Annotated in this window: 14 protein-coding genes, 1 tRNA gene, 1 other RNA gene and 2 pseudogenes; 12 read left to right on the forward strand and 6 right to left on the reverse strand. The window is 67.3% G+C overall.

Translation table 11 applies throughout. The features are described from left to right. Positions 1-491 precede the first annotated feature (491 nt). Positions 492-1325, forward strand: a complete 834-nt coding sequence (locus ABEU20_RS17775) for a hypothetical protein (protein WP_420165709.1) — start codon at positions 492-494, stop codon at positions 1323-1325. 376 nt (positions 1326-1701) lie between these two features. Further along, the gene (locus ABEU20_RS17780) at positions 1702-2286 is read left to right on the forward strand and encodes a hypothetical protein (protein WP_420165710.1); all 585 of its coding nucleotides are present in this window, start codon (positions 1702-1704) and stop codon (positions 2284-2286) included. 611 nt (positions 2287-2897) lie between these two features. Here ABEU20_RS17780 and ABEU20_RS17785 read toward each other — a convergent pair. Beyond that, positions 2898-2985 (reverse strand) — tRNA-Ser (locus ABEU20_RS17785). 96 nt (positions 2986-3081) lie between these two features. Here ABEU20_RS17785 and ffs point away from each other — a divergent pair. Next, an RNA gene (ffs, locus tag ABEU20_RS17790) (signal recognition particle sRNA small type) lies at positions 3082-3176 on the forward strand. Positions 3177-3219: 43 nt separating this feature from the next. After that, a complete protein-coding gene (locus ABEU20_RS17795; protein ID WP_420165711.1) occupies positions 3220-4512 on the forward strand; it encodes an aminotransferase class I/II-fold pyridoxal phosphate-dependent enzyme in 1293 nt (430 codons plus the stop codon). A 71-nt stretch (positions 4513-4583) separates the two neighbouring features. Here the strand turns inward: ABEU20_RS17795 and fepB are convergent, their stop codons facing one another. Beyond that, the gene (gene fepB / locus ABEU20_RS17800) at positions 4584-5615 is read right to left on the reverse strand and encodes a Fe2+-enterobactin ABC transporter substrate-binding protein (RefSeq protein WP_420165712.1); all 1032 of its coding nucleotides are present in this window, start codon (positions 5613-5615) and stop codon (positions 4584-4586) included. A gap of 70 nt (positions 5616-5685) precedes the next feature. On the opposite strand from fepB, the gene fes reads away from it, so the two are divergent. From fes to ABEU20_RS17815, 3 genes are all read left to right on the forward strand, one after another. Further along, positions 5686-6897 carry an enterochelin esterase gene (gene fes / locus ABEU20_RS17805; protein WP_420165713.1) on the forward strand — a complete coding sequence of 404 codons (1212 nt, stop codon included), beginning with the start codon at positions 5686-5688 and terminating at the stop codon, positions 6895-6897. A 243-nt stretch (positions 6898-7140) separates the two neighbouring features. Continuing rightward, complete coding sequence (locus tag ABEU20_RS17810) at positions 7141-8283, forward strand: hypothetical protein (RefSeq protein WP_420165714.1); 1143 nt, start codon at positions 7141-7143, stop codon at positions 8281-8283. 46 nt (positions 8284-8329) lie between these two features. Continuing rightward, on the forward strand, positions 8330-8914 hold the full coding sequence (locus tag ABEU20_RS17815; protein ID WP_420165715.1) for an HhH-GPD-type base excision DNA repair protein: 585 nt from the start codon (positions 8330-8332) through the stop codon (positions 8912-8914). Positions 8915-8946: 32 nt separating this feature from the next. Here ABEU20_RS17815 and ABEU20_RS17820 read toward each other — a convergent pair. Further along, positions 8947-9072: pseudogene (locus ABEU20_RS17820) on the reverse strand (MmyB family transcriptional regulator); the annotation flags it as partial. Between ABEU20_RS17820 and ABEU20_RS17825 the strand changes: the two are divergent. The 3 genes and pseudogenes from ABEU20_RS17825 to ABEU20_RS17835 all read left to right on the forward strand — a co-directional run. Next, positions 9066-9359 (forward strand): annotated as a pseudogene (locus ABEU20_RS17825) (IMP dehydrogenase); the annotation flags it as partial. The pseudogenes ABEU20_RS17820 and ABEU20_RS17825 overlap by 7 nt on opposite strands. Before the next feature lie 100 nt (positions 9360-9459). Then, entirely contained in the window at positions 9460-10326 is an 867-nt protein-coding gene (locus ABEU20_RS17830) for a class I SAM-dependent methyltransferase (RefSeq protein WP_420165716.1), read from the forward strand. Between the two features lie 5 nt (positions 10327-10331). Next, positions 10332-10772, forward strand: a complete 441-nt coding sequence (locus tag ABEU20_RS17835; RefSeq protein ID WP_420165717.1) for a VOC family protein — start codon at positions 10332-10334, stop codon at positions 10770-10772. Here ABEU20_RS17835 and ftsW read toward each other — a convergent pair. Continuing rightward, complete coding sequence (gene ftsW, locus ABEU20_RS17840) at positions 10741-12222, reverse strand: putative lipid II flippase FtsW (protein WP_420165950.1); 1482 nt, start codon at positions 12220-12222, stop codon at positions 10741-10743. The genes ABEU20_RS17835 and ftsW overlap by 32 nt on opposite strands. Before the next feature lie 116 nt (positions 12223-12338). Next, positions 12339-12737, reverse strand: coding sequence for a VOC family protein (locus tag ABEU20_RS17845; protein WP_081122604.1), 399 nt, complete (start codon positions 12735-12737; stop codon positions 12339-12341). Between the two features lie 133 nt (positions 12738-12870). Between ABEU20_RS17845 and ABEU20_RS17850 the strand changes: the two genes are divergently transcribed. Together ABEU20_RS17850 and ABEU20_RS17855 are read left to right on the forward strand one after the other, a co-directional pair. Further along, the gene (locus ABEU20_RS17850) at positions 12871-13860 is read left to right on the forward strand and encodes an ABC transporter substrate-binding protein (RefSeq protein WP_420165718.1); all 990 of its coding nucleotides are present in this window, start codon (positions 12871-12873) and stop codon (positions 13858-13860) included. Positions 13861-13876: 16 nt separating this feature from the next. After that, complete coding sequence (locus tag ABEU20_RS17855) at positions 13877-14818, forward strand: pyridoxamine 5'-phosphate oxidase family protein (protein WP_420165951.1); 942 nt, start codon at positions 13877-13879, stop codon at positions 14816-14818. Positions 14819-14867: 49 nt separating this feature from the next. Here ABEU20_RS17855 and ABEU20_RS17860 read toward each other — a convergent pair whose 3' ends face one another. Next, on the reverse strand, positions 14868-15479 hold the full coding sequence (locus ABEU20_RS17860) for a TetR/AcrR family transcriptional regulator (RefSeq protein WP_420165719.1): 612 nt from the start codon (positions 15477-15479) through the stop codon (positions 14868-14870). Between the last annotated feature and the right edge of the window lie 153 nt (positions 15480-15632).

Here is a 15632-nt window from a genome sequence, read left to right on the forward strand (position 1 = left end):
TTGAACCCTGATCCGAGAGTGGGCACGAGGTTGCGTTTCTCGTCAAGCACCCTTCGCTAACCAGAAACCGCTCACCAGAAACACTGACACCGTCTGCCACTCGGACGCCCTGGCGAAATTGTGGTCAAGATGTGGGCACGACTGGGCGCGGTCGAGCTGCACCACCCGATGGGTGAGACGCCGGGAGGCCGCAAAAGGAAGACGACTCTGAGAAGGAGTTGGCACGTTAGGAGTCCCGGTCGATCATACGAGGCGACCATCCCGCGGAAACCCTGCGATTCGCTACGGCCGCGGCCGCAGTCGAGGGTCTTGCTCGCCGGAGTGGTCAGCGCGAGACACGAGGCGGTTGTCGGCCGGCTCGGGTTTGACGAGGTCACCACCACGGGCGTGCGACCTGATTGCGGACCATCGGCGTTGTCGCAGGACCTGGGTATGGTCTGGCCAATTCTGTGCCATCCGTGGATTTCAAGTGAGGAAGGAATCGTGCGCCTGTGACTCCAAAGGCCGATTTTCGAGCTGTTAAGGCTCGCATCGCGAGAGCCAAGAAGTTCCGCGGCGAGATGGGCACGCTCCGCAAGGACGAGGACGCATCATCCTTTAACGTCACTCGATTACGACGTGGGAGCTGCATCGACCTAGTCGCCTCATGCGATCTGAGACCCGAGCTTGGCATCGTGTTCGGCGATTGGCTCGCGAATGTCCGAGCCGCGCTGGACTACCTCTTCTTTCAGCTCGCAATTGAGGACACGAAGAAGTACCCGCCAAGTCGGCAAGGCAGCCGACAGTTCCCGATCAAACGTACCCTTGCCGAGTTTGAAGCTCTACGTGGGAGCGATGTGCTCTATGGACTCAGCGATGAGACCATCAAGGCGATCGAATCGACGCAGCCGTACCACACTAAGTATGGCGCCGAAGGCAACGCCCTGTTGTGGTTGCATGACCTCGCGAGGATGGACCGCCACCGCGAACCATTTAAAATGGGAACCTTGATCAAGAGCTGGAAGGGGACGGTCCACCGAGTCCAGGGTGTCGAGCCGCTGGGCTTTGATACGCAGGACCCGACGAAGTCGCCGCTGGTTGTTGGTGCAGGCGAAACTCTCCTGCTGGGCACATTGCGCTGCGCTTCGGAAGCCGACGCGATCAATCAGGAACCGGGCATTGAACTTTGGGTTGATTGCGATCTTGAGGCGATCGATTGGTACCGCGACACTCACCGGAAGGGCGTCTCAGCGAATATTCGTAATGACAGCCTCGAGGAGCGGATGAAGTTCGTGGAGGATTACATGGGACTCGTGGTTGACCACTTCAAGAAAACCCACGGCTGACCGAAAACGACATCCAGCGAGAAACGGACATTACCGGCATGCCCGGCCGGGCGCCTCGTTAGGCTCCGCGGCTTGATCGACGGTTCGCGTCATGTGGAAATGTTCACGAGCGTGGTGCGTGAGGACACTGGCGCTACGGAACTCGAACGACAGGCGGCCCAAGTGTGGGAGCGCGAGTTGGCGGTAAGTGCTGCGCCGGCCGCGTCCGCGTTCCCGACCTACCTCCAGCGAACGGCACCCAACAATGGGCCGGCACGTGGTCCACACCTTTAACCCCAACGGTGGGGCTTCTGCGACTGACGCCGGGCGTCCGGTGGAGCAACTATGATTCTGCCGCCCGCCAGGGCGAACGCTTTGCTACGGGAGGACTGAGAAGGTGGCGACATACACGCTCGAGAAGGCTGAGAAGACGACGTTGAGTCCCAGCCTGAATCTGCCTGTCTACGCAATCGCTTGGTTGTCGTGCATCGGGATGGTCGTCGGCAGTATCGGCCCGTGGGCCACCGGTGGTGGCCATTCCATGGCCGGCACCGAGGGTGATGGTCGAATCACATTGGCGCTCGCGATCGCTGCGGCGCTCGCTCTCACCGTCCGAGCCGTACGCCAGCATGTTTGGGCGGTTGCGGTGCCGATGGTTGCTTCGGTTGTCGTCTTGGTCGTCGCGATCGCAGATCTCACGAATCTCGATGAATTGCTTGGCGCACTCTCCTCCTTCTTTTCCATTTCGATCGGTTGGGGACTCTGGCTCCTCCTCGCCTCCGCTGCAGGTCTTGCAGTCAGTGCGTTCGCGCTGACCGTCAGCACCGCATCGGCCCGGGGCATCACCAGGCAGAGTTTCCGCGCCGAGTTTCAGGAGATGAGTGCGGTCGACAGGCTGCTCATGTGGTTCACGTTGGTCAGTTGCATCATCACCGCCGGCTTGCTCAGCTTTCTGGTGTGCTTCGTCTCGGCGGGACGCTAACCTCACGAAGCAACTCGGTCTCGGTTCAGTCGAGGTCTTGACCCAACTGTTCGATAGCGACACAAAGGCGCTGGTCAAAGGGTCACTCTAGAAGGGCACCCTCTTAGTGAGGCCTCGCGATGACTTATCGCCCGGTTCGATATTTTGCGGTCCGGCTTCCGATGCCGACAACGTGGCTAGTCAGAGGGGTTGATGTCAGAGCCGACCCTTCTGGCGAGCGTCTGATAGCTGACTTGATTCCGCGTTTCGCGGTTCACGGATGTGGAATGCACCAGGATCGACGTGCTCGAGTGTCGCGACTTCGATGCCCAGCGCAGTGCGAGCGCTCCCCGGCGACGTGCGTCCCTGGGGACGCGCAGGTCGCTCGTTTTCGCCACTCTCGTAAGGGAAATTTGGTGCCTGACCGAGATCGGCTTCTGCCGAGTCGTGGGGCAACGGACCGCCGCCCTGGTCATAGCCCTGGTCCTTCTCGAAGCAGTGGCGAGCAGGCTCGACGCGATCACCGGATCAAGTGCGGGCAAAAAGTGGGCAGAATCGCACGCCGCCGACCTGCAGGGAGCAAAGAAAAAACCCCCGACCTGCGAACGTTCTCACAGGTCGGGGGCTTCCCGTGGCGGAGGATAGGGGATTTGAACCCCTGAGGGCGTTAACCCAACCCGCGTTCCAGGCGAGCGCCATAGGCCACTAGGCGAATCCTCCGTGGGGGAGCCTACCTGTTGCAGGGGTGGGAATGCCAAACGGGGTCCGGGGGAGGGGTGGATCACCGCGATTCCCGATCGTCCGGTTACACTCGTAGGCGGATCCCGCGCGGCGCGCATCCTGTGAACTCCCCCAGGGCCGGAAGGCAGCAAGGGTCAACGGGCTCTGCCGGGTGCGCGGGGTCCCCTATCTCTTCCCGTCCCCGACCCATCGCGTCGGTGAAAGGCCGCCCAGATGCCTGTGCAAACCCAAATCGGGTTGATGAGCCATGAAGAACTTCGCGCCGAACTCGAGCGTCAGACCGCGAAGTACGAGCAGCTCAAGGCGGAGAAGCTGAAGCTCGACCTCACCCGTGGCAAGCCGGCGCCGGAACAGTTGGATCTGTCGAACGGTCTGCTCGCGCTTCCGGGTGACGGCGATTTCCGGGACGGCGACGGCACCGACTGCCGCAACTACGGCGGCCTGACGGGTCTGCCGGAACTGCGGGCGATCTTCGGCGAACTGCTCGGCATCCCGACGGCGAACCTCATCGCCGGCAACAACGCGAGCCTCGAGATCATGCACGACACAGTCGTGTTCTCGCTGCTGCACGGCACCCCGGACTCTCCGCGGCCGTGGTCGCAGGAGTCGGTGGTGAAGTTCCTGTGCCCCGCGCCCGGGTACGACCGGCACTTCGCGATCACCGAGTCGTACGGCATCGAGATGATCGCCGTCCCGATGCGCGACGACGGCCCGGACATGGCGAAGGTCACCGAGCTGGTGTCCTCCGACCCGCAGATCAAGGGCATCTGGTGCGTTCCGACGTACTCCAACCCGACGGGTGCGGTGTACTCCGAGGACGTCGCCCGCGCCCTCGCGTCGATGCCGGCCGCGGCCCCCGACTTCCGCATCTACTGGGACAACGCCTACGCGGTGCACCCGTTGGTCGAGGAGTGCGCGCCCGCCCTCGACATCCTCGGGATGGCTGCCGAGGCCGGCAACCCGAACCGCCCGCTGGTGTTCGCGTCCACGTCGAAGGTCACCTTCGCCGGTGCCGGCGTGAGCTTCTTCGGTAGCTCCGCGGCGAACCAGGCGTGGTACCAGCAGCATCTGGGCAAGAAGAGCATCGGCCCGGACAAGGTCAACCAGTTGCGTCACCTGCGTTTCTTCGGCGACGCCGCCGGGGTCCGCGCGCACATGGACAAGCACCGGCAGATCCTGGCGCCCAAGTTCGCCAAGGTGCTCGAGATCCTCGAGGATCGGCTGGGTGCGACCAAGGTCGCGTCGTGGACCGAGCCCAAGGGCGGCTACTTCATCAGCCTCGACGTCGTCGACGGCACCGCGAAGCGCGTCATCGCGCTCGCGAAGGAGGCCGGCATCGCGCTCACTGCGGCCGGTTCCGCCTTCCCGTACAAGCAGGATCCCGAGGACAAGAACATCCGCCTCGCCCCGAGCTTCCCGTCGATGGACGAGCTCGCGAAGGCGATGGACGGCGTCGCGACCTGTGTCCTGCTGGCGGCCGCGGAGCACGCGCTCACCAAGCAGTAGTCGTCGAACACGTCAGTGGCCGGTCGCCTCGCGGTGACCGGCCACTGTGCGTTTCCCCCCGGATGGTGCTGCTACGACAGCGCCGCCACGATCCGGTCGACGACGTTGTTCGCGCTGTAGAAGTCGAGGCGGAAGCTGTCGAAGTCGAGCGGGAAGACGGCGCCGCGCTGCACCGACGGCACAGTGGTGAGCGTCGGGTCGGCCTTCAGCCTGTCCGCGCCCGGCTGCTGCGCGTTGATGATGAACGTCGTCGGGCCGGTCAGCGCGAGCGGCAGGTTCTCCATGTTCACGCTGACGATGTCCGAGCGCCCGCCCGCGGCGCCCGTGCCGGTGATCGTGGCCGGGAGCGGAGCGACAGTGAGGCCGAGGCGGGTGGCGAGGCGACCCTGCGCCGACTCCGCGGTGAAGATCTTCGAATCGTCCGGCGAGTTGTAGGTGAGGATGTTCACCGGTGCCGCGCCGTTCTGCAGTGCCGGGGCGATGGCCTGCTTGGCGGTGTCGACCTTGGCGTCGAACTCGGCGAGCAACTCCGTTGCCCGATCCTCCTTGCCGACGGCGGCGGCCAGTTGGGTGGTCAGGTCCTGCCACGACTTGTCGGAGTAGTCGAAGAGCAGCGTGGGTGCGATCTGCGACAGGGTGGCGACCTGCTGCGCGGCCGAGTCGGCGCCGCTGGTGGAGACGACGATGAGGTCGGGCGCGGCTGCGGTGATCTTCTCGACGTTCGGCTGGCCCTGGTAGAGCACCTCGACGTCGCGGTCGGCGGCGACGTCGGCCCACTGCGTGAACAGGCCCTGGTCGTTGGTGACCGTGCTCTTGGGCTGTGCGCCCGTGCCGATCAGCGGCGCGTCCAGCGACAGCAGTGATCCGGTGAGCGTGACACTCGTGGATACGATGCGCTGCGGCTGGGCGTCGAGCGTGATCGGGCCCGCGGCGGTCTCGACGGTGCGCGGCCACTCACCGGACTGGGCGGTGGTGGCTGCCGCGGCGTCCGTGGACTCGTCGTCGGACGAACAGGCGGCCGTCGTCAGCCCGATCGCGAGGGCGCCGAGGGTGACCGCGATCCGGGTTCCGACCGAGCGTCGACGCAGGGTTGTGGATAGCAAGGGGGTCCTCCTGAGGGGTAGGTGGCCCGACCTTACTATTAGGAAAGCATCACCTAAGTAAGGGGTACCTATGTCGAAGGTCACATCGGGGGAGGACCTGCAGCGTCGACTGGCGGTGGAGGGTGCGCCGCTGATCGACCCCGGCCGGCCGGGGTTCGTCACTGCGACGTTCGCCTGGCGCGCGCCGGAGGGTTCGCCGGTGCGGCACGTGTACCTCGAGGCCAACGGCATCACCGACCGCCGCGACCCGGACGCGAACGCGCTACGGCAGTTGCCCGACAGCGATCTGTGGGTGCTGTCGCGCGAGGTGCCCGAGCGCTGGCGCGGCGGCTACGGCTTTCTCCCCCGTATCGAGCCCATCGCCGAACCGGCTGCGGGGCAGACGGAATGGGAGTGGTGGCGCGGTGTGATCGCCGGTCTCGTGACCGACGAGCTGAACCCGCTTCCCGTCGTGACGTCGATGGGCCTGCCCGCACGGTCGGAGGCGGTGATGCCGGGGGCGCCCACGCAGCGGTGGTGGATCCACGGGGTGTCGCCGCGGGGGCGCATGACCGAGGAGGTGCGGTCTCTCGCGGGCGTGGATCGGAGCATCTGGGTGTACGAACCGCCGGGGATCGCCGACGGGGACCGGCCGGTGCTGATCGTGTTCGACGGCCGTGTGGCGGCAGTCGAGATTCCGATCGCGCCGGCCCTCGACCGGCTCGCCGAGCGCGGCCACCGGGTGCCGCTGGTGGTGATGATCGACAGCATCGACCCGGGTCTGCGGTCGCAAGAACTGCCGTGCAGCTCGGAGTTTCTCGCCGCGCTCACCGGAGACCTGCTGCCGTATCTGCGCGAGCGGTGGGACGCGACCGGCGATCCGGCGTCGGTGCTGGTGGGCGGTTCGAGCTACGGCGGGCTCGCGGCCACGTTCGCGGCGCTGCAGGCCCCCGACCACTTCGGTGGGGCGGTCAGCCTGTCGGGATCGTTCTGGTGGCCGCGACTCCCGATGGCGGGGAGCTCGATTCAGGAGCGGCTCGCGGACCGCGAGGCGAGTCGTTCGCGCTTCTGGATGGCGGCGGGAGAGCTCGAGCCCAGGCTGATCGAGGAGAATCGTGAGGTTCGGGACCTGCTGCGGGCCAGGGGTTTCGATGTCAGCTACCGCGAGTTCTGCGGCGGTCACGACTACGTCCACTGGCGGGCTCTGCTGGTGGAGGGGGCGTCGGCGCTGCTGGGCCGCGCCGATGCCGGCCACGTGTGCGGGCCGCGCCCGGAATCGGTTCCCGTTCCACCGGAAAGCTGACATACTCCGGCCAGGGTCGCCGCGCCGGTCGCGGCGGGTTCGAAAGTGGTGAGTGCCATGGCCACCCCGGCCGTTGTCGAGGGGCGTCGAGCGTCGTCGGCCTCGACGTGTGGAGCAGGCAGTCTGGATGTATTCCTTCTGGCCCTGAACATTCCGGACAGGCCGGGCGACTCGGTCGCGCACCCCGGGCCGCCCCGAAGTGCCGGATCCCGACCGTTTCTTCCGGCGTCGAATGCCGATCCGGTGAGCGTGTCGTTGCCGGTGAGCCTGCTCGCGGTGCGGGAGTGCGTCGAGGTCACGGGCGACCCGCTGGTGCTCGGAAAGGGTTCGGCGCCACTTCATGTCGGTCCACCCGCGCATTGCCTGTCGCTGTGGGAGGTTCCCGGCCACGGGGCCGTGCTCGCGTGCGAGGACTGGACCGCCGATCCGGTCGAGGGGCTCGCCGACTGGCGTGCGAGCGGCATCGACGCCGCGGTGGACCGCTTGCTCGCGCCGTTCGGGCTCGCCGCCGACGCGCGTCTGCGCGAGGTCTTCCCCGACGCGGACCCGGCGCTGCCGGATGCGCGACTGTCCGAGCTGGTGGCGGGTACCGGGCACGAACGCGCGTCGGCCGGACTGGTCGTCGAGGTGCGCGGCGACGGCGGTGACCGCATCCGGCAACGTGTGGGCGGGCCCGGAACCGACGTCGCGGGGTGGCGGTGGGAGCGCCTCGCTCTCGCGGAACGGCCCGTGCGGGACGGCGCCGCGATCGCTGTCCGTGAAGATGCGGGCGCGATCCTGCTCGACCTCGAGGCGGCCGCGGCAGATCACGACCACGACGTGTTCGGGGTGAGCGAGATGATCCGGGCACTCGTCCCGTGGGTCGCGGTCCGGGCGCGGCACGCCGCCGACTACCGGATGGTGCTCGACCATCTGCGCGAGCACGACGCACTCGAGGACACGCGGCTACTGGCGGCGATCGACGATGTCGCCGCCGTGCAGGCGCGGCGGATGGAGCGAGTCCTGCTGGTGGCCGAGGCGCGGCACGAGGGGGTGTCGCTGCCCCGGATGTCGCCCGCGCAGCTGCGGACGATGCTGGTCCGACGGCTGTCGGGGGAGATGGCGGCGCTGGACGCCGAACTGGGGGAGGCGACGCGGGTGATCGAGCGGGCGCTGCTGCGCAGCGCCGAACGTCGTGGGCACCGGCACTCGAGGATCGCGCAGGCGTGGTCGGTCGCCGCCGGTGTCATTGCGGTGGTCGCGGTGTTCGCCGCGCTCGCGGCGGTGCCCGCGGTGGATCAGCCGACGCTGTTCGGGCACTGGCTCGAGGCGCTGGCGGCCACGATCGCGATCACTGCCGGTGTCGTCGTCGTGGTGGTCGCCTGGCGGCGTCCGCGCGGCCGGTGACGGCGATGGTGCCTGCGACCGCCTAGCGGATGGCAGGATCGAGGGCATGGCCCTCACGCTGAATCTCGTCGGTGACCCCGAGGCGGACGCCCTGTTGGCGTCGGACCCGCTCGCGCTGCTGATCGGCATGCTCCTCGATCAGCAGGTGCCGATGGAGACGGCGTTCGCCGGGCCCAAGAAGCTCGACGACCGGCTCGGCGGCCTCGACGTCCACAGGATCGCCGAGATGAGCCCGGACGACTTCATCGCGGTGTGTGCGCAGCCGCCCGCGGTGCACCGGTTCCCGAAGTCGATGGGGGAGCGCATCCAGTCGCTGTGCGCCTACATCGTCGAGCACTACGACGGCGACACCGGCGCGATCTGGACGTCGGGAGATCCCGACGGCAAGGAAGTGCTGAAGCGGCTCAAGGCGCTGCCCGGGTACGGCGACCAGAAGGCGCGGATCTTCCTGGCGCTTCTGGGCAAGCAGATCGGCGTGCAGCCGACGGGGTGGCGCGAGGCCGCCGGAGCCTACGGTGACGAGGGCGCGCGTCGCTCGATCGCCGACGTCGTCGACAGGCAGACACTGCTCGAGGTGCGCGAGTTCAAGCAGGCGGCCAAGGCCGCGGCGAAGGCGGCGAAGGAGAAGTAGACCGCGGGCTCGGGCTTCCATCGCGTGCCCATTTCGCCGATGAGGTCGTGGAGTTCCTTGTTGTGCGGGTCGCGGATCGCTTCGGTTCGGAGGATCGCGACGGTGACGTCGGCGAACATGTCCCAGTCGGGAAGGAAGTCGCCGGCGCGGTCGGCAATCGATGATGCAGGCCATCGGTGCGACGCGTCCGGGAGGGCACGTCGGCTACGTCGGCGTCTCCCACGGGGTCGAACTCGACGGCATGGATCTGTTCTTCGCGACCGTGAACCTGCTCGGTGGGCCGGCTCCCGTGCGCCGCTTCCTGCCCGAGTTGATCGAACTGATCATGAGCGACGCAATCGATCCCGGGGTCGTCTTCGACCTGACCCTTCCCCTCGACCGGGCGGCCGAGGGCTACCGGGCGATGGACGAGCGCCGCGCCACGAAGGTTCTGCTGACCCTATGATCCCAGCCGCTCCGATCGGTGGTGTTGGTGAAAATGGCTGCGTCCGAGCACCGGTCGTGTGGTACACACCGAAGTCCGTGAACTGCCGAGAGGATCCGTCATGCACATCGCCGATGCCATCGCTGCCAACCGTGCGAACTGGAACGAGCGGGCCGACGTCCACGCGTCCTCCCAGATGTACGACGTCGAGGGGTTTCTCGCTGACCCACTAACGGTTTCGACGGTTGTCCGCAACGACCTGTCGGTTCTCGAACCGCACCTGCCTGGGACGGGTGTCCGCGGCCGAAGTCTGCTCCACCTGCAGTGCCACATCGGAACCGACACGATCTCGTGGGCACGCCTGGGGGCGGTGGACGTGCACGGAGTGGATCTGTCGCCCAACTCGTTGCGACACGCGCGCCGGATCGCGGGTGTCGACGGGCGTGAAATCCGTTGGGTGGAAGGCGATGTGCGCTTCGCCTCGAGCCTCGTAAACCGTAGCTTCGACATCGTCGTCACGAGCGCGGGCACGATCGTGTGGCTGCCGGAACTGGGCGACTGGGCGCGGTCGATTCACGATCTTCTCGTGCCCGGCGGGGTGTTCATGATCCGCGATGATCACCCGATCCTGGGAGCGATGGACCACGAACCCTGGTCGATCTGCGACGACTATCTCGGCGGGGACGGGTACCGCAGCTACGACGATTCGGGTTCGTATACCGAGAACTCCGCCGGTCGGATCAGTCAGGTCACGAACTACGAGTGGCGGCACGATCTCGGCGAGGTCGTCGGCGCGCTGCTCGATGCGGGGCTCGTGATCGAGGCCCTGGCCGAGCTGCCGTACATGGACTGGCCGGCGTTCGACGATCTCGTGCCCTGCCCGCAGGGATGGGAACTGCGGCAGGGCGCGCCCCGGATTCCGCTCAACTTCGCCGTCGTGGCGCGGCGTCCGGCGACCGCCGCCGTGGGCGACGAGAGCGCAGGATGAACTCCATGACACACGTGAAACGTTTCGACCACGTCGGCATCACCGTCGCGGACCTCGACGCGGCGACGGCGTTCTTCGTCGGTCTCGGTCTCGAGGTGGAGGGCACCGGGTCCGTGGAGGGGGAGTTCGTCGAGACCGTGTGCGGCATCCCCGGTGCGCACTGCAACATCGTGATGCTGCGCCCGCCGGGTGCCGGGTCCCGGCTGGAGCTTTCGGCTTTCGTCCGGCCCGATCACTCGCCCGGATCACCGACGGCGATGGCCAACGAGCTGGGACTGCGCAACGTCTCGTTCGAGGTCGGCGACCTCCGGGCGGCCGTCGACGCGGTCGCCGCGGACGGGTACGGGCTCGTCGGCGGCATCGGCGAGTACCAGAACAGTGTGCGGATGGCGTACGTGCGGGGGCCCGAGGGGATCATCGTGTCCCTGTTCGAGCAGTTCGGCTGACGCCCCCGCGCCCCGGTCGTCGCGTACGGGTTCCGCCCTGCTCGCGGAGGCCGGTGCGGTCCGCGGCGCGCTGCCCGTGCTGCCGCTCCCGGGAGCCACGCTCGCGCGACGGCTGCCGCTCGGTGGTGCGCCGGTGCACGGTTCGGGCGGTCGCCGGCCGGGTGGGACGCCCGAAAACCACCTGCATCCAGCGCCCGCCGCCGTTGTGCAGCGAGACGAGGGCCTCGGGTTCGCGCAGCGCGGCGTGCGCGATGAACCCGAAGATCATCATCGTGGTGATCATCGAGGTGCCGCCCGCGGAGATCAACGGCAACTGAAGTCCCGTCACCGGGATGAGCCCGACGACGTAGGCGACGTTGATGAACGCTTGCAGCACGATCCACGTGGTGGATGCCGCCGCGAGAAGGCGCAGGAACGGATCGGTCGAGCGCTGAGCGATCCGCATGCCGATCAGCAGCACGACCACGAACAGCCCGATGAGCATGGCCGCGCCGACGAAGCCCAGTTCCTCACCGATGACCGCGAAGATGAAGTCGTTGTGCGACTGCGGCAGATAGCTCCACTTCGCGTCCGACTGCCCGAGACCCTTGCCGAACAGCCCGCCGTTGGCGAGGGCGTACTTGGCCTGAATGGTCTGGTAGTTCAGCCCCTGCGGGTCGAGGTCGGGATTCATGAACGCCTTGATCCGGTCCGACCGGTAGCCCGCGGTCAGGCCGAGGACCACCGACGTCGAGATCGCGGCGACGGTGATCGTGGCGACCGTGCGGGTGCGGAACCCTCCGAACCACAGCATCGACATCAAGATGATGCCGATCGTGATCATGGTGCCGAGATCGCGCTGGAGCACGACCAGCGCCATGACCGCGACGCTCACCACGGCCAGCGGTTTGAGCGCGGTGTTCACGTCGGCACCCGCCGACAGGTAGTTGGCGATCAGATGCGCACACCAGAGCACCAGCGCGACCTTCGCGAACTCCGATGGCTGAAAGGAAATTCCACCGACGACGAACCAGCTACGGGCGCCCATCTGCTCGACACCGATCCCGGGAACGAGGACGAGGACGAGGAGGATCCCGGCCATCCCGAGGAGCCACGGCGCCCACGTGCGCAGCGTCCTGGTGCTGATGCGCACGATGGCGACGAAGGCGACGGCCCCGATGGCCGCATACATCGACTGGGGAAGGAACCGCGCATAGGGCGATCCGGACGTCACGAAGGACTCGACGCTCGACGACGACAGCACCATGGTCAGCCCGACGGTCACCAACAAGGCTGTCACGCTGAGGATTACGTGGAAGTCGAACAACGGGCGCGCAAGCCACACGCCGAGCCGAGTTCTCGGCACCGGCCCGGTCTCCCCGGTTCTCGGTGTCGTCTTCGTCTTGTCGCGGCGGGTGGAACTGGGGACGTTCCGCGAACGGGATCGAGCCCGATTTCCCGCCGGATCCATCTCCGGCTGTGCTCTCACGCCTCGATGCTCTCATGAACCTCCTGAATCTCATCAATCACAGGAGGCGGCATCCAAGACGCCCGAGCGCGCGCAATTCGACTCGGGAACAGTCGGGTTCAGCCGGGCGGTGCGAAGAACTCGAGCGCGATGTTGTCGGGGTCGCGGAAGGACAGGCCCGAGCCGTAGGCGGCGGTCCTGATGCCGCCGTGGGCGATGCCGAGTTCGTCGAGACGGGCCTGCCAGAAATCGAGTTCCCCTGTGGTGCAGGCGAAGGCGATGTGGTCGAGGCCGACGCGTCGTTCGTCGAAAGCGCTGTCGGGTGTCGACCCGGTGTGGGTGTGCAGGCCGAACATCGTCCCGCCACCGAGCACGAACACGGCGTGATGGAAGGCGCCGGATTCCTCGTCCTCGTCGAGTACCGGCGGCGCCCCGAACAGGCGGGTGTACCACTCGGTGCTGACGGCCATGTCGGACACGGTGACGGCGATGTGGGTGAGGGCTGGGAACGGTGCCACGAGAGACCCCTTCCTCGGGAATCGCTGACGCGGCCAAGCCTATCGCCGCAGGGCTCCGACCGGGGTGGAGTTGGTCCAGCTGAGGCTCTCGAGTTAGGTTAGCGTCAGTTAACCTCTTGGGAAGGTCTTTGCTGTGACTGTTCGTCGGCGTTCGCTCGCGCTCTCCCTCGTCGCCCTGGCCGGGACGTTCTCTCTGGTCGCGTGCAGTTCCGACGCCGCGACCGATGACGGCGCCGCGTCCTCGGGGGACGGGGCATTTCCGGTGACGGTCGAGCACGCCTACGGGTCCACGACCGTGGAGGAGGCACCGACGCGGATCGTCACGGTCGGATTCAACGATCTCGACTTCGTCCTGGCGCTCGGCGAGACCCCGGTCGCGACCCGCGCCTACTCCGGGTACGCCTACAAGGATCGGCCGTGGGCGGCAGGCTATGCCAGCGACATCCCCGAGGTCGGCGAGATGGACCTGCAGTACGAGAAGATCGCGGAGGCGAACCCGGATCTCATCGTCGGCACCTACTCGCTGACGGAGAAGTCGGGCTACGACACGCTCGCGGCGCTCGCCCCGACGATCGGCGATCTGCAGGGCGCCGGAGGTGGCTCCGGCTCGTGGGAGGACCAGCTCGCCACGATCGGCCGGGCGCTCGGCAAGGAGAACGAGGCGCGCGAACTGCAGCAGTCCGTCGAGTCGGATTTCGCGGACGCGAAGTCTGCGAACCCGCAGTTCCAGGGCCGCACCGCCGCGGTCGCCATGTACATGGACGGCGATTTCTACATCTTCGAGGCCGGCGATCCGCGTGGCGACTTCTTCACCAACCTCGGGTTCTCGACGCCGGCGCAGACCGGGTCGATCAGCGCCGAACAGCTGGGGCTGCTCGACCAGGACAACTTGATCGTCCTCGGCGCCACCAAGGAGCAGCTTGCGTCGAACCCGGTGTTCGCGCAACTCCGCGTCGTCCAGGAGGACCGCACCGTCTACCTCGGCGAGTTCGGCACGGACGTGCCCGCCGCGCTCGGGTTCGCGAGCCCGCTGAGCCTGCCGTACCTGATCGACGCCACCGTTCCGGCGCTGGCGGCGGCGTCCGACGACGATCCGGCGACCTCCGTTCCTGCTGTCGGCTAGGCGCGTCCCCTTGTCTGTGATCTCGACAGTTGCTGCGCTGGAAGCGATCTACGGCGAGCAGCCGCCTCTCACCCTCGAGAAGTCGATCGCGGTGCTCGACGAACACTGCGCGGCGTTCCTGTCGTACGCCCCCTTCGCCGTGCTGGGAGTGCGGGGACGTTCGGGCACCCAGCATTCGATGGTCGTCGGCGGTGATCCCGGATTCCTGACCGCCGAGCGCGCGACCGCCCTGCGCATCGAGTCGGTCGACGAGGTCGCGCCGACGGACGTCGAAGACGGCGCGCCCGCAGGGCTGGTGGCGCTGGTACCCGGGTACGGCGAGACGCTGCGAGTGAACGGGCGGATTCGGCGTGACGGCCAGTCCGTCGTCCTCGACGTCGAGGAGGCCTTCCTGCACTGCGCGAGGTGCATCACGCGCTCGAAATTGTGGCGCGATCATCAGCCGTCCGAGCTTGCCCCGATCACCAAGGCAGGCAGTGACTTCCGTGATCCGGATGTGCTGGCCTTCCTGGACGCGGCGCCCTTCCTGGCGGTGTCGACCACCGACGACGGCGGCCACGGCGACGTCAGCCCCAAGGGTGACGACCGCGGCTTCCTCGTCCCCCTGGACGCCCACCGGGTCGCGTTGCCGGACCGCCCCGGGAACCGCCGCACCGACACCTTCCGCAATCTGCTCGCCGATCCCGCCGTGTCGGTACTCGCCCTCGTCCCGGGAGACGACCGGGTCCTCGAGGTCCGCGGTACCGCCCACGTGACCGCCGACCCCGCCCTGCGCGCGCGGCTGCAGGGCGGGGGAGCGTTACCCGATCTTGCGCTGGTGATCGACGCCGAACGGGTCGACCTCCAGCACGACGACGCCTTGCGGGCGTCGGGTCTGTGGCGTCCGGACCGCCGGATACCGAAGGGCGCCCTGCCGACCGCGGGTGCGATCTGGACCGCCCACGTCGGCGCCTCCTGAACCGTTGCGCGACGGCGGTGGTCGGCGGTAGTGCCGTCGTGTCGGTGGTTCAGCGGGACGTCGCCGGACTCGACAGATGGGACTCGAGCAGCCGAATCATCGAGTCCCGCAGGGCGACGCGACTCACCGGATCGCCCGGCCGAGCGATCTCGTGCAGCGTGAAACCGTCTATCAGAGCCACGAACTGGCGTGCGGGTAGCGCGGGATTCTCGACCCCGAACATCTCCAGGGCGCGTTCGGTGGCCTCCTCGATTGCGCCCATGATGCGATGGACCGCCTCGGCGAGTTCGGGTCGCCGTCGCGCCGCGAGATACGCCTCGAACTGTGCGACGGAATCGTCGTTGTCCTGCCCCGTGACGAGTTCCACCAGGGCCTCGGCCAGTTCGTCCCGACCGACCGTCTCGGACCGAGCCGCGGTGAGCAGGGTGGCCACCTTGTCGGTGACCGCGTCCGCGATCTGTGTGATGGCCGCGTCGATCACGTCGGGGACCGAGTCGAAGAAGTAGCTGGTGGTGGACGGGGGAAACCCGGCCCGGTCGGCGACGGCTCGGAAGGTGACGCGCTCGAGCCCCTTCTCGGCGATCACCGCGATTGCCGCGGCGACGAGCTCCATGCGTCGTTCGCGTCCGCGTGCGTAGTGCGAGCGACGTGAGGGGTTCATGGGACGAGAATACTGATCGGGCAAAGTCTGGCCATTTGGCCAAACTTTGCCTAACGTGTCTCCACGCGACCGTCGGTCGGTGTGGCCGTCGGATCCGTTTCGACAGCCGGCGCGGACGGAGCCGAGAGTTGTTCGCAGTCGAGGAGTGGGGGA

The sequence above is a fragment of the Rhodococcus parequi genome (assembly GCF_046042785.1).
Taxonomy (GTDB): Bacteria; Actinomycetota; Actinomycetes; order Mycobacteriales; family Mycobacteriaceae; genus Prescottella; species Prescottella parequi.

Coding starts and splice junctions, on each gene's coding strand:
- ABEU20_RS17795 (WP_420165711.1), top strand. CDS start 3,220: ATGCCTGTGCAAACCCAAATCGGGTTGATGAGCCATGAAGAACTTCGC.
- fes (WP_420165713.1), top strand. CDS start 5,686: ATGTCGAAGGTCACATCGGGGGAGGACCTGCAGCGTCGACTGGCGGTG.
- ABEU20_RS17815 (WP_420165715.1), top strand. CDS start 8,330: ATGGCCCTCACGCTGAATCTCGTCGGTGACCCCGAGGCGGACGCCCTG.
- ABEU20_RS17830 (WP_420165716.1), top strand. CDS start 9,460: ATGCACATCGCCGATGCCATCGCTGCCAACCGTGCGAACTGGAACGAG.
- ABEU20_RS17835 (WP_420165717.1), top strand. CDS start 10,332: ATGACACACGTGAAACGTTTCGACCACGTCGGCATCACCGTCGCGGAC.
- ftsW (WP_420165950.1), bottom strand. CDS start 12,222: ATGGATCCGGCGGGAAATCGGGCTCGATCCCGTTCGCGGAACGTCCCC.
- ABEU20_RS17860 (WP_420165719.1), bottom strand. CDS start 15,479: ATGAACCCCTCACGTCGCTCGCACTACGCACGCGGACGCGAACGACGC.